We start from the raw sequence: 13,442 nt of genomic DNA on the forward strand, positions 1-13,442 counted from the left end.
GACGGATGCAGACAGCGGCATGCCCCCACCCCACCCATAAGATCAAAAGAGATATCGGAGCGCGCCTTCGTTTCACGTGAAACATCGACCCTCTCCCAGACCAAGTCGACCTCAGCGGCCGTACGCGAGCAATGTGAAGTCACCAATGAATAGCCGCGTTGGGATGAATTGCCGTCTAAGGGCGTGTGCGCTGAACTGAGCGCCAACGACGACGAACCATAGAGCTCTTAGGCTGGGCATCGATCCGATGCGTTGGAGGGCCGTTCGATCATCGACGCGGTGTACCGGTGACATCGCTGCACGCCCCCTGGGCGAGCTCACGACCCGACGAGGATCTGGCTCATGCGTCCGTGTCACCGGGTGGGGACCGCTGGTCCGGGTCAGGAAAGCGTAAAGAGGGGGCGCGGCTCCGCCTGGTCTCCCCCCAAGCGCTAGGCAAGCGACCATGAAGGTCCGGGGGCGGTCTGCCTGAGAACCCGTCCCCGCATGGACCGCATTCTTGCCGGCTGAATCGTGTATTCCCGGGTCCGGAGCAGGATTTGGAGCGTCAAGCTGTGAAGGAGCTAGGCAGGACAGCACTCTCCCCGGGCCATGGATGGAGGCGCTGTCCATTTGTGCTTTTCGTCTGGCCCCCTGAGGAATTGTCAGCTCACCGGTTCGCGCGGTCGCTGATGCCAGCTGCGATTTAGATTGATCTTGGACTTCGTAGGAACGATGGGAATGAGACCAGAAGTAGCAATCGTCCGTTCTCGATGTGTGCACTTGATGATTGGCTTCTCACAGGAAGCACGAGCAATCTCCAGCTTTGCGCACAAATATATGCCAAAGGACTCGATTCGTACTCTCCAAGACGAGACTCCCCTCCGCTTTGTCCCGTAGACGGCACGCGATCCTTGACCGCATCGGCGCTTGCCATTGGGGTGACAGCGTCTACGACGTTTCACGTGAAACCGGGGGAACTCACACACACACGGCTCACATCTTGGGCACCCTCGTACGCTACCGTGCCAGTGTCCCGAGATGTAGAGATGGCGGCCTTGGACAGCTTGAGGTGAGACGCGATGCCTATTCGGCACCGCACCGGCGTGGCGTAGCAGGTGGCCATAGATGCCCCTTGGGAGTCAGAGTCCCCCGCATCTATGGCGCACGTCTTGCAGGTCGGAACCATCGACAAGGGACCACGTGCAATCGGGTCAGGGAGACGGGACCGGGCGCGGAGGTGTTTCACGTGAAACGTACCTGTCAAGAACGATCTACGGTCACCCAAGCAGTGCCGAATTCAGGGTTGGATAGAAGTAGGCGCTCAAGCACGGCAGGCACTGGACAAAAAAGTGGCCCCCGCCAGGCGACGGGAGCCACTCTTTGACCTACTTCAGGTCAAGCCATATAGGCTGCAGTTCAGGAGAGGACGTCAGAGAATTCCTTCTCAAAGAACTGCTTCGGCTTTGCGCCGATAACAGTGCTCTTTACTTCGCCGCCCTGGAACAGGTAGACGGCCGGGATCGAGGTGATGCCGTATTCGGCAGCGATTGCCGGGTTGTCATCCACGTTGACTTTGACGACGTCGACTTTCTCGCTGTACTCGACCGAAATCTCGTCAAGGATCGGGCCAAGCTTACGGCAGGGGCCGCACCACTCAGCCCAGAAGTCGACGATGACAGGCTTTTCGGAGGACAGGACGTCAGTGCCGAAACTTGCGTCAGTTACATCTTTTGCGTTGCTCATAACCTTGTCTTTCTCTTCGGATAACAGTGTCGCGGATTATGCGGGCAGATCGGCCAGGTAGTGTTCGACGTCAATAGCCGCAACACATCCTGAACCGGAAGCGGTGATTGCCTGGCGGTACGTCGGGTCAACAACGTCGCCGGCAGCGAACACACCCGGGAGGCTTGTCCGGGAACTCCGGCCCTCCACGGCGATGGTGCCCTCGGGTGTCAATTCCAGGACGTCCTTGACCAAATCGGTCCGGGGATCGTTGCCGATGGCGACAAAGACACCCGTAACGGCAAGCTCAGACACTGACCCGTCCACCAGGTTCTTCAACCGCAGTCCGGTGACTTTGTCCTCGCCGAGAACGTCCTCTACCGTGCTGTTCCACGCAAAAGTGATCTTCTCGTGTGCGAGTGCACGGTCCGCCATGATTTTGGAAGCCTTGAGCGAATCACGGCGGTGTACAACCGTTACGGATTTCGCAAACTTTGTGAGGAAGAGGGCCTCCTCCATTGCTGAGTCGCCGCCGCCAATGACGGCAATGTCCTGGTCCTTGAAAAAGAAACCATCGCAGGTTGCGCACCAGCTGACACCATGTCCGGACAGGCGCTTTTCGTTGGGAAGCCCCAGTTCCCTGTAGGCCGACCCGGTGGAAAGGATGACGGCCTTTGCGCTGAAGGTCTCCCCCGTGCCGATGGTGACTTTCTTCACCGGTCCTTGGAGGTCGAGCCCGGTGACATCCTCAAACTGGATTTCAGTTCCAAACCTGGCGGCCTGCTTCTCAAAGTTCTCCATCAGGTCCGGCCCCATGATTCCTTCAGGGAAACCGGGGTAGTTTTCCACGTCCGTGGTGTTCATCAGCTCGCCGCCTGCAGTCACTGAACCTGCGAGCAACAGAGGCTTGAGGTTTGCCCGTGCGGTGTACACGGCCGCCGTGTACCCTGCCGGTCCCGAGCCTACGATGATGACATCACGTACGTCGGACGCCGTGTTTTCTGCGATGGTCACTGTAACGTGAACCTCTTCCTTGTTCGACTCGCCTCCCTTTGGAGGCCGGCCACATGGCACAACCGTGCCCGCGTGCTGAATATTCCAGCGCCCGGACAAGGTGAACCACCGCAAAAGGTACAGGACTATCCTTCGCAGGGCGCTCTTTCCAGATTACATTCCCCGCGCGCGGCGCCTGTCGCGGCTGTAACAACCGCGGCGTCGGGGCTTACTGGACCTTGATTTCTGCCAGGCGGAGACCGTAACCGTAACGGGTCTTTGGAGCCGCCAGCTTGGGAAGCGAATTGATGGAAACAAGCACGTACTGCGCCTGGACCGGCTCGGGAAGGGGCATGTTCAGGTCCGTGGAGGTGAAACTGCTGGTGCCAATGGACTTGGCTCCATCCAGGGATGGCTGGTCGTTGGTGTACACGGTGATGTTGCCGCCGGATCCCCCGAGCTGGGAGAGCGTAATGGAAGAAACCGTTGCCTTGCTCTTCAGCTTTACCACCAGCGGAACTCCCTGCGGGGCCAGGCCACCCCAGTTCTCCGTGGCGAACTCCATGTCGGACCAGTAGCTGGCGTTGTTGCCGTCGTAAGCCTTGACCAGGTCGCCATCGAATGTGGCAGCAAAGTCGAAGTTCCCCTGCCGGGTCACACTTTCAATAGCGGGCGGTACCGCGGGCGGAGCTGACGGGGCCGCCTGGGTGGCCGATGCAGACGCCTGCGGTGCGCTGGTGCTGGCGGGCGGAGTGGACTTGGCCTGGGGCTGCCCTGGGGTGAAGAGGCTGCCAAGGTTGGTGACGGCGAAGATCAGGCCTGCAATCAGCACAACGGCAAGGAGGCCGCCAACCAGCCAGCGCATGGAACGGGGCTGGTCGTCGGACTCATCATGGTCGTTGTCGTCGTCGCGATCGGCAAATGCGGTGCCTGCAGCGGCCGGGGCCGCCGCACGGGCAAACAGGGCTGACCTGCCGTTGCCGCTGCGGGGCTCTTGCGGGGCGTCGCCGTCCTGGTGATCGTCGTCGTCGCCCGATTGGGCGTAGTCGTCGTCAGACCACAAGGAAACCTTCGGCTTGCCGTCCGAAACGGACTGCTGTGGATGTGCCTGGGTGGTGTCGGTTGGACCGGTGTCCGTATCCGCAGTGTTTGCCGGCTCGAAGCCGGCGTGCTCGGCTGCAGGCTGTACGGGCTGGGCGGCAGTGGCATCGGGATCCACGTCGGCCGGTCGTCGTCCCGCCGAGGCTGCTGCTGCACCTGCACCTGCACCTGCACCTGCGGCGCCAGCGGCACCGGTGCGGCCTGAACCCGGGGGTACAGCGGGAGCCTGGCTTGCGGGCCGGACCGTGGGCCTTGGCGGCGCGGCCGGCGCCGAAGGATAAGGATCAACCTGGCTCGGGTGCGAGTCGGCGTAGTTGATGTACCCGGCGTCGACGTTGTCTTCCTCGTCGTAGGGCTCGGGTTCGTGGGAGCGGGCCTGGCCGAAGATCTCACTGCCCAGCGTGTCCGTGAAGAACGGTTCGACGTAGGGCGGGTTGGATGCCACCACAAGATCCAGTAGGTCTGCGGCGGAGGTGTGGTTGGTGATGAGGTAGGTGGTGTCTTCGGTGACGCCGAGGTCCAATACCTGTACCGTGCCGGGGCGTTCGCCGGTGGCCACTTCGCGGGCGCTCTGGGCAACCTGCTCGGTGTTTTCCGGGCCCGCCACCAGGATGCTGACCGGCCGGTTAAGGACCTGGTCCACGCCGTCCAGCACCAGATCGTGGTCGTGGGAGGCCAATACCGTGGCTGTGACCTTGTAACGGCCACCCAGTACTGATCCGACATCGATCGGGTTGGACACGTGTTCCTCCTAGACTGTCCGGGATTGCCGGCCTCAATGACGCAACCGCCAATCAGGCGCCGCGCACGGCCGAACCCTGACTGCAACTACCCCTGTACCTGTTCGATCCTAGCCGATCAGCCCCGGACGGCCGTGGAGAAGACCGGCGCCAGAGCGCAACGGCATCACTTTTTCCGTGGGCGGCGTTTCTTGAAGTACGGGTTCTCGCCGGCCTTGCCCTGGTACGTCCGGCGGCCCGGAAGGGGAATCTGTTCGCTGAGCAGGCCCCCACGCGCCGTGGCGGGCTGCTCCTCACCAGGCAGGTACTCGGCCACCGGCACCTGCTGGCGGCCGTCGTCGTGCAGGTCCTGGCGGCGCACGCCGCGCTCCGGATCCGGGCCCGCACGGAACGAGACGGCATCGAACTCGCCGGAAATCCGTGGAATGAGGCCGGTGTCCACGGAGGTGGTGGCCCGTTCAGGACGGTGCCCGGAGGAACCTGGGGCAGGAGCGGACGACGGCGCGTCCCCGGCTTCAGCAGCGGGGGCTTGGCCCCCGCGGCCCAGCCGGCCCAGCAGCGGCCGGAGCATGTCGCCCAGTTCGGTGACCCGGAACAGCCGAAGGAGGACGAAGTAGACGCCGAGCATGACAGGCCCTGCCACCGCGACCGTAAGCAGGGCCTGGAGGCGGCCGCTCCAAGCGAAACCATCAGGGTTGTAGCTGCCCAGCAGCCAGAGGGCGGCCGAACCTGCGACGGCGGAGCCAAGGGCCGCATAGCCCATGCGGATGTACGAATTGGCGATCCGCGGACCGTCCAGGCTGCCCAGCATGCGCCGCAGGAAGACCGCGCTGATGACCACCGAGAGGATGTTGCCCACCATATACAAAACGGCGATGGCGTAGATGATCTGGCCCACCGGCAGGAATTGGATGGCGAACGCACCGGCTACATAGACCACAGCCAGCAGCAGCTGCACGTAGAACGGCGTGCGGGCGTCCTCGTTGGCATAGAACACCCGGGACATCATGAAGTTGGCACTCATGAAGGGGGTGCTGAGGGCAAGGATGGTGAGCGTCTGGGCCAGCATGACGCCGTCCTGGCGCGAGCCGCCGGAGAAGAACATGCCCAGTGGACCCGCCAGGGCAAACAGCGCCAAGGCGCCGAACACCGTGGCGACGGCCATGGTGCGCAGCCCGTGCGAGAGTGCGTCACGAAGCTCCGCCCGGTTGCCGTCCTGCGAAGCCCGGGTCATCCGGTTGAACAGGACGGTGGCCAGGGACAGGGCAATAATCGAGTGCGGCAGCAGGTACAGCTGGCTGGCCACCTCCAGGACCGCGTTGCCGGGGAGGGTGGAGGCGGACGGGTCCCCCGCCTCCTGCAAGCGGATGCGTTCAGCGCCGGGAATGGTGGCGATGCGCATGACATAAAGGAAGGCCAGCTGCCCGACGGCGGCCGTCAGGAGGGTCCATACGCTCAGCCGCGCAGCGTGCCCCAGCCCCACGCCCCGCCAGCCGAACCGGGGCCGAAGCCCGAGCTTCAGACGGAAGACCGGCACCAGCAGGATGGCGGTTTGGGACAGTACGCCGATGGTGGAGAACCCGGCCACCAGGAGAGTCTGCGCGGAGCCCCAGTTGTCGATGGTGTGGGCGCTGAACTCGTTGGTCCCGAAGATCCAGATGAACATGCCCAGGCCGGCGATGGCCACCAGGTTGTTCAGGATGGGTGCCCACATAGCCGGACCAAACGCGCCGTTGGCGTTCAGGACCTGGGTAAGCAGGGCGTAAAGGCCGTAGAAGAAGATCTGCGGCAGGCACCAGAACGCGAACGTTACCGCGAGGGCCTTCTGCTGCGGCGAATATCCCTGGGTGGTCAGCTCGATGACCCCCGGCGCGGCCAGCGTCACCAGCGCCGTCAGTCCGAACAGGAGCAGGACAGCGAGCGTCAGCAGCCGGCTGATGTAGTCCGCTCCCCTGTCCGGGGCCTTGCTTGCCTTGATGATCTGCGGGACCAGCACGGCATTGAAGACACCGCCGGCCACCAAAAGGAAGATCAGGTTGGGCAGGTTGTTGGCGTTGATGAACGTGTCGTTGACCGTCGAGCCCAGGCCCAGCGCGGTGCCCAGCATCCAGGTCTTACCGAAGCCCAGGAAACGCGAAACGAGCGTCCCTGCGGCCATGATGGCGCTGGAACGGGACTCGCTGGGACCCGCGGCCGCGGGCTGCGCGGTCTCCGGTGCGGCCGCCCCGGCGGTGGCGTCGCCGGGTGCGGCATCATCGGGCCGGCCGGACCGGTCGGAAGGAAAGTTGGTAGCTGACATCGAGTTCATCGTCTCACCCACCGGCCCGTAACACCGCAATGACGACGGCGGCGTCCGGGCTTAGAGGTGTCCGGGCAGGACCTCGCGGGCAAGGTCCGCGATGCGGCGTTCGTTGGGGAAGGACAGCTTCCGGGCCAGTTCCTGGATGGGCACCCAGGCCACATCCACGGCTTCCTGGTCGGGATCGTTCTCGATGGTGAGCTCGCCTCCCGTGGCGCGCAGGAGGTAGTGGTGCACGGTTTTGTGGACCCGGTGCCCGCTGACCGTGAACCAGTAGTCGATGCTGCCCAAGGGCGCCAGGATGTCTCCCTCGATGCCGGTTTCTTCGGCAATTTCGCGGACGGCAGCCTGCTCGTTGTTCTCCTTGCCCTCCGGATGCCCCTTGGGGAGGCACCATTCCAACCGTCCGCCGCGATTAAGGCGGGCGATGATCGCAACCCTCAATTCGGCGTCGGACGTGTCCACCACAACGCCGCCGGCCGAGACTTCCTCAACCGTTGGCAGCGAGGCCGGTGCCGATTGCTGGGCAGGGGCAACGTGCGCCCCGATTGCCGATGGCAATGGTGCGTTCGTCCTCCTGCCGGGAGCGCTCGGTACTGGATGGGCCATGGAGTCCACTCTAACGACTGTTGCCCGTTCGTGATGACCGGAACATGACACCAACATGGACGGGATGTGACGCATTTTGGGGCCGGGAACGTCAATCAGCGCTGATCTTGACGCTTTTTTGGACTGCCGCGCCGCTGGTTTCTGCCAAGCTTAAGGAACTATGTCGCACGCACATCACAAGATTGATTCCCACACCGTTGACTTCAAGGTGGACCCGGTGGTCCTGGAGCTCGGTCAGCGGTTCGTGGATGCCGGCCACGAGCTGTCCCTCGTGGGCGGGCCGGTGCGCGACCTTTTCCTTGGCCGGGTTTCCCCCGACCTCGACTTCACCACGGATGCCACGCCGGACCAGACGGTGGCACTGATCAAGAAGTGGGCGGATAACTTCTGGGAGATCGGGCGCGCGTTTGGCACGATCGGCATGCGCAAGGGCGGCTTCCAGATCGAGATCACCACCTACCGGGCGGAGGCCTACGATCCCGACTCCCGCAAGCCCGTGGTGGCGTTCGGTTCCTCCCTCACCGACGATCTGCTGCGGCGCGACTTCACGATCAACGCCATGGCACTGAAACTGCCTTCCCTGGAACTGGTGGATCCGTTCGGCGGGGTGCGGGACCTGCATGCTTCCCTGCTGGCCACTCCCGGGGCGCCGGAGGCCTCCTTCTCAGATGACCCCTTGCGGATGATGCGGGCGGCCCGCTTCGCCGCGCAATTGGGCGTCTCGGTCCGCGACGACGTCCGCGAAGCCATGACCCACATGGCTGACCGGATCAAGATCATTTCCGCGGAGCGGGTGCGGGATGAACTGGTCAAACTGATCTGCGGTGCCCGGCCTCGCGTGGGCGTGGACCTCCTGGTGGACACGGGGCTGGCCGAGTATGTGCTGCCCGAGGTCTCCGCCCTCCGGCTCGAAGCCGATGAGCACCACCGGCACAAGGATGTCTACCAGCACTCCCTCCAGGTGTTGGAGCAGGCAGCGGAGCTTGAAACGGACGCCGAAGGCCCTGTGCCGGGCCCGGACTTCGTGCTGCGCTTCGCGGCGTTGATGCACGACGTCGGCAAGCCGGCGACGCGCCGGTTCGAACCGGGCGGGGCGGTGAGCTTCCGCCACCACGACATGGTGGGTGCCAAGCTCACCTCCAAACGGATGAAGGCGCTGCGCTTCGACAATGACACCACCAAGGCCGTTGCACGGCTGGTGGAACTCCACATGCGCTTCTATGGCTACGGCGATGCCGGCTGGAGCGACTCGGCTGTCCGGCGGTACGTCACCGACGCAGGCCCGCTGCTGGAACGGCTGCACCGGCTTACCCGGTCCGACGTCACCACCAGAAACCAGCGCAAGGCCGACCGGCTGTCCTTCGCTTACGACGACCTTGAGTCCCGCATTGCGGCGCTCCGGGAACAGGAATCCCTGGACGCAGTACGCCCGGACCTGGACGGAGCCCGGATCATGGAGCTGCTGGGCCTCAAACCGGGCCCCGTGGTGGGCCGCGCCTACAAGTTCCTCCTTAATGAGCGGATGGAACACGGACCGTTGCCCGCGGACGAGGCCGAGGCGCGCCTGCTCCGCTGGTGGGCCGAACAGCCTGAATCAGCACCTGCCGGGACCGAGCCCGGAACCCCTCCCGCCGACGTCGAACCTTCACCCGCTGAGGAGTCCAAATGACCAATCCCGCCTTCGCTCCGCGCCCCCAGCTGTGGATCCTCCGCCATGGTGAAACCGAATGGTCCAAGAGCGGGCAGTACACGGGCCTCACAGACCTCCCCCTGACAGTGGAAGGCGAACAGCAGGCCGTGGAGGCACGCAAGGTCCTGGACGGCGTCGACTTCGACCTGGTGCTCTCCTCGCCGCTGCGGCGTGCACGGCGCACTGCCGAGCTCGCCGGTTTCCCGGATGCCCGGCACGAACCGCTTGCCGTGGAGTGGAACTACGGGGACTACGAAGGCATCAGCTCGGACCTGATCCGCAAGGACAATCCCGACTACCTGATCTGGACCCACGGCGTTCCCAACGGTGAAAGCCTTGATGAGGTGGCCGCGAGGGCGGACAAGATCATCGGCCGGATCCTGGAATCCGGGATGGACAATGTGCTGATCGTGGCGCACGGTCATTTCTCCCGGATCCTTACCGCGCGCTGGCTGGAATTGCCGCCCACGGAAGGCCGCCACTTTATCCTCGGTACCGCCAAAGTATGCACCCTGGGCTGGGATAAGAAGACGCCCGCTATTGTGCGCTGGGGTCTCTGAATCGCCTTTAGTAAAAAACTTTTCCGCATTTCCCGGGAATTGCTGGCCTTTCGCGGATTCCTGGGGTACCTTTATTCCTGACCCCGCGGCAATCTGCCCGGGTCCAAGACCGCATTGCACACCACGCAGCGGACAGCAGAAAAGGAGGTTGGGAAAATGATGACTTTGACTGGCGAATGGAACACCCCCATCAATGCATTCCCGGCCTTTGCTGGTGCTGCGCGCGTTGCTCCGGTCGGCACCGGGTGGCGGTCCGCCGCCTTCCCCGGTTCTCCACGGCGCCGCTAACCGGAACCACGTTCCCCGGGACTTCGCCCTGCCTGGACCAGTCCCCGGGATAACGGCCGGTACGCCGCCGCACCTCCTGCGCTGTCTCCCCGGAACAGCACCTGCCTGAGCCCACGCTTCGCTGACGCCTGAAACCGCGTCCGCGCACTTGAGCGTTCCTGCTCTGCGCCAGGTGCTTGCTTTCCGGCATTGCCGGCGTCCCCCGGAATTTGTGTTCTTTCCTGCAATTTCCGCCTATTCCCGCCATGGAATTTACGCGCCTTCTTCTCGGGCTTTTTCGCGCCAAAAAGTAGCGCTAATTCGTCATGCACTTTTGTGCCCCATTAAAACGAAAGGAGGTGCCTTCCTTGATGCGAAAGATCCTGGGATTCCTGTCCCGCCCCCTGCAGCGACGCAGTTCGTTCAACAGTGACCTGTTGGAGCAGCATCGAAACGAAGTCTTCGTGCTCATGCACCAGCAGCTCGGCGGCTTGCGCTGACTGCCGGCCCCCGCGCTTTGCGCAGGGGCCGGCTGTAAGCTCGACTCCATGCACGAGACCCAGCCGCCGGAGGGTGGACGACGGCCCCGTATCGTGGTGCCGAGCCGCAGCGATGCGCTGCTCCGTAATTTCACGGAGGTGATCGGCGGGCCACTCGGGGCCAAGGCGGATCCCGGCGTTGCCTCCCCCGGGATCTTCACCGTGGAACGTGTGCTGGTGGTCCTGGCAGCACTGGCCGCCTTGGTGGGCATCCTGCTTAAGGGCTACTGCCGGGTCAACGGCTGGGAGACCCCAACCCAGTTCTACGCCACGTGCTACTCGGACTTCCCGGAGCTGTTCCGGAACCGCGGCCTGGCACAAGGGGTCTTCCCCATCCTCGGCAGCGGCAGCCAGTTTGAATACCCGGTGCTCATCGGGTTGATTGCGGGGCTGACGGCATGGCTGGTTCCCGGAGGAGACGCCAACGCCAGGGCTGTGGCCTACTTCGACATCAATGCCGTGCTGCTGGCGGCCGTGGCCATGGTCACTGTCCTGGCAGTTGCCCGCATGCCCGGCCGCCGTCCCTGGGATGCCGCCATGGTGGCGGTCGCCCCGGGGATTATCCTCGCCGGAACCATCAACTGGGATCTCTGGGCAGCCTGCCTGCTGGCTGTGGGCATGTACTTTTTCGCCAAGAACCGCCCGGTGCCGGCCGGCATCCTGATCGGGCTGGCCACGGCAACCAAGCTCTACCCGCTGCTGGTCCTCGGGGCCATCCTGCTGCTTGCCGCGCGGACCGGCCGGTGGCGGCCGCTGCTGGTGACCGCCGGCAGCGCCGCCGCCACCTGGCTGGTGGTCAACCTGCCGTTCGCGGCGGCCAACCCGTCCGGCTGGGCCTATTTTTTCCAGTACAGCGCGGAGCGGGGCGCCGGGTACAGTTCCCCGTGGTTCGCCTACAACCTGGTGGCCGGCAGGCTGGGCTGGTCCGGGCTGGCACCGGACGGAGTCAGCGCACTGTCAGCCGGACTGTTCGTCCTGTTGTGCGCCGCCATAGCAGCCGTTGCACTGACCGCTCCCCGCCGCCCCCGCCTGGCGCAGCTTGCTTTCCTGATCGTCGCGGCCTTCATCCTCACCAGCAAGGTCTACTCGCCCCAGTACGTCGTGTGGCTGATCCCGCTGCTAGCCCTCGCCAGGCCACGGTGGCGCGACTTCCTGGTCTGGCAGGGGATCGAAGCCCTGCACTGGGCCGCAATCTGGATGTACCTTGGACAGGTGACCAGCGCCGGTTCGTCCCAACACAACCTGGACATGCCGTACTACGTCCTCGCCGTCGCCGCTCACATGGCCGCCGTGGCGTACCTCATGGCGCGCATCGTGTGGGACATCTACGACCCCGCCTTTGACCCCATCCGCCGCCACCATGTTGATGATCCGCACGGCGGGCCGTTCGCGAACGCGCCCGACTGGTTCCGGCTGGATCCCGCCCGGCCCTCGGAATCGGTTACCCCCTGGAAAGCAGGGTTCCGTGCCTGATGTCGCGGTAGTAGGCTCCGGTCCCAACGGACTCTCTGCAGCGGCCGTCATGGCAAGGGCAGGGCTGTCGGTGGAAGTCTTCGAGGCAGCCCAGACCATCGGCGGTGGCACGCGCACCACCGAACTCATGCAGCCCGGACACTTCCACGACGTCTGCTCCGCGGTGCATCCCATGGCGCTGGCCTCCCCGTTTTTCCGTGCCTTCGAACTGCCCCGGAGGGTGGACCTGATCACCCCTGAAGTGTCATTCGGGTCCCCGCTGGATGGCGGCCGGGCGGCTTTGGCGTATACCTCGCTGGACCGGACTGCGACGGAGCTGGGCCGGGACGGCGCTGCCTACCGCAGGCTCATGGAACCGCTGGTCCGGCATATTGGCGACATCATGGATTTCACCCAAAACCAGCTGCTGCGGATCCCCCGCAACCCGGTGATGGCGGGCGTTTACGGATTGCGGACGCTGGAGCAGGGAACCGGATTATGGAACGCACGGTTCCGGGAGGATCTTGCACCCGCCCTCCTGAGCGGGGTTGCCGCCCACGCCATCTCGCATTTACCGTCCCTGGCGGCGTCCGGGGCCGGCCTCATGCTCGGTGCCCTGGGACATGCGGACGGATGGCCCATCCCCCGCGGCGGTTCCGCCTCCATCGCGGCAGCCCTCGCTGAAGACATCCGCGCCCACGGCGGCGTCATCCACACCGGCACCCCCATCGACCGGCTGGAACAACTGCCGGCCACCCGGGCCACCCTGCTGGATGTGGCGCCCCGCGGCCTGCTGGACATGGCAGGCGATGCGCTGCCTGGCCGCTATCGAAAAGTCCTCGAGGCGTTCCGGTACGGAAACGGCTCCTGCAAGGTGGACTTCATCCTGTCCGGTCCGGTGCCGTGGCAAGCCAGCGGGCTTGCCGACGCCGGCACGGTCCACGTGGGCGGGACCCGGACCGAACTGGCGGCTTCGGAGAACGAGGTCAGCGCCGGCCGGCATCCCGAGCGGCCGTATGTCCTGGTGGCCCAGCCCTCCCGGTTTGATCCGGGACGGGCCCCGGACGGGCGGCACACACTGTGGACGTATTGCCACGTCCCCGCAGGCTCCACGCGGGACATGACCGGCGAGGTGATGGCGCAGCTGGAACGGTTTGCCCCGGGATTCCGGGACCTCGTGGTGGAATCGCACGCCATTACGGCGGCGCAGCTGGCGCAGTACAACCGCAACTACGTTGGCGGCGACTTCAGCGCCGGAGTCATGGACGTGCGCGGCCTGGTCCAAAGGCCCGTGGCGTCCCCCGTCCCGTGGCGGACACCTCTGCTGGGCGTCTACCTCTGCTCATCCTCAACGCCACCGGGCCCGGGTGTCACGGGGATGCCCGGGATGCACGCGGCTACGTACGCCCTGAAGGACATTTTCCGGCTGCCTGTTCCGGACCTTTCCCTCGGCTAGGTCCTGCCGGCCGGCAGGACCCGCCACAACCT

10 protein-coding genes are annotated in these 13,442 nt (G+C 64.6%); 5 read left to right on the forward strand and 5 right to left on the reverse strand.

Annotated features, from left to right (window positions below; all coding sequences use genetic code 11):
• Nucleotides 1-1,398: 1,398 nt before the first annotated feature.
• The 5 genes from trxA to QRM96_RS06785 all read right to left on the reverse strand — a co-directional run bounded on the left by trxA (nucleotide 1,399) and on the right by QRM96_RS06785 (nucleotide 7,398).
• On the reverse strand, nucleotides 1,399-1,725 hold the full coding sequence (trxA, locus tag QRM96_RS06765; RefSeq protein ID WP_018762822.1) for a thioredoxin: 327 nt from the start codon (nucleotides 1,723-1,725) through the stop codon (nucleotides 1,399-1,401).
• A gap of 36 nt (nucleotides 1,726-1,761) precedes the next feature.
• Entirely contained in the window at nucleotides 1,762-2,718 is a 957-nt protein-coding gene (gene trxB, locus QRM96_RS06770) for a thioredoxin-disulfide reductase (RefSeq protein WP_133832420.1), read from the reverse strand.
• A gap of 208 nt (nucleotides 2,719-2,926) precedes the next feature.
• Nucleotides 2,927-4,540, reverse strand: coding sequence for an ABC transporter substrate-binding protein (locus tag QRM96_RS06775; RefSeq protein WP_285318936.1), 1,614 nt, complete (start codon nucleotides 4,538-4,540; stop codon nucleotides 2,927-2,929).
• Nucleotides 4,541-4,704: 164 nt separating this feature from the next.
• A complete protein-coding gene (gene murJ / locus QRM96_RS06780) occupies nucleotides 4,705-6,837 on the reverse strand; it encodes a murein biosynthesis integral membrane protein MurJ (RefSeq protein ID WP_133832418.1) in 2,133 nt (710 codons plus the stop codon).
• Between the two features lie 60 nt (nucleotides 6,838-6,897).
• Entirely contained in the window at nucleotides 6,898-7,398 is a 501-nt protein-coding gene (locus QRM96_RS06785) for an NUDIX hydrolase (RefSeq protein WP_018762826.1), read from the reverse strand.
• 208 nt (nucleotides 7,399-7,606) lie between these two features.
• Between QRM96_RS06785 and QRM96_RS06790 the strand changes: the two genes are divergently transcribed.
• The 5 genes from QRM96_RS06790 (at nucleotide 7,607) to QRM96_RS06810 (ending at nucleotide 13,410) form a co-directional block, all read left to right on the forward strand.
• A complete protein-coding gene (locus QRM96_RS06790; protein WP_133832417.1) occupies nucleotides 7,607-9,115 on the forward strand; it encodes a CCA tRNA nucleotidyltransferase in 1,509 nt (502 codons plus the stop codon).
• The gene (locus QRM96_RS06795) at nucleotides 9,112-9,696 is read left to right on the forward strand and encodes a histidine phosphatase family protein (RefSeq protein WP_285318938.1); all 585 of its coding nucleotides are present in this window, start codon (nucleotides 9,112-9,114) and stop codon (nucleotides 9,694-9,696) included. Before QRM96_RS06790 ends, QRM96_RS06795 begins: the two co-directional genes overlap by 4 nt.
• A gap of 635 nt (nucleotides 9,697-10,331) precedes the next feature.
• Nucleotides 10,332-10,463 carry a hypothetical protein gene (locus tag QRM96_RS06800; protein ID WP_255414772.1) on the forward strand — a complete coding sequence of 44 codons (132 nt, stop codon included), beginning with the start codon at nucleotides 10,332-10,334 and terminating at the stop codon, nucleotides 10,461-10,463.
• A gap of 48 nt (nucleotides 10,464-10,511) precedes the next feature.
• Nucleotides 10,512-11,975, forward strand: coding sequence for a glycosyltransferase family 87 protein (locus tag QRM96_RS06805; protein WP_133832415.1), 1,464 nt, complete (start codon nucleotides 10,512-10,514; stop codon nucleotides 11,973-11,975).
• Nucleotides 11,968-13,410: a phytoene desaturase family protein gene (locus tag QRM96_RS06810; RefSeq protein WP_285318940.1), complete on the forward strand. Its 1,443-nt coding sequence runs from the start codon at nucleotides 11,968-11,970 to the stop codon at nucleotides 13,408-13,410. The genes QRM96_RS06805 and QRM96_RS06810 overlap by 8 nt, the downstream gene beginning before the upstream one ends.
• The last annotated feature ends 32 nt before the right edge of the window (nucleotides 13,411-13,442 follow it).

Origin of the sequence: Pseudarthrobacter sp. lyk4-40-TYG-27 (assembly GCF_030209295.1) — a bacterium.
GTDB lineage: Bacteria > Actinomycetota > Actinomycetes > Actinomycetales > Micrococcaceae > Arthrobacter.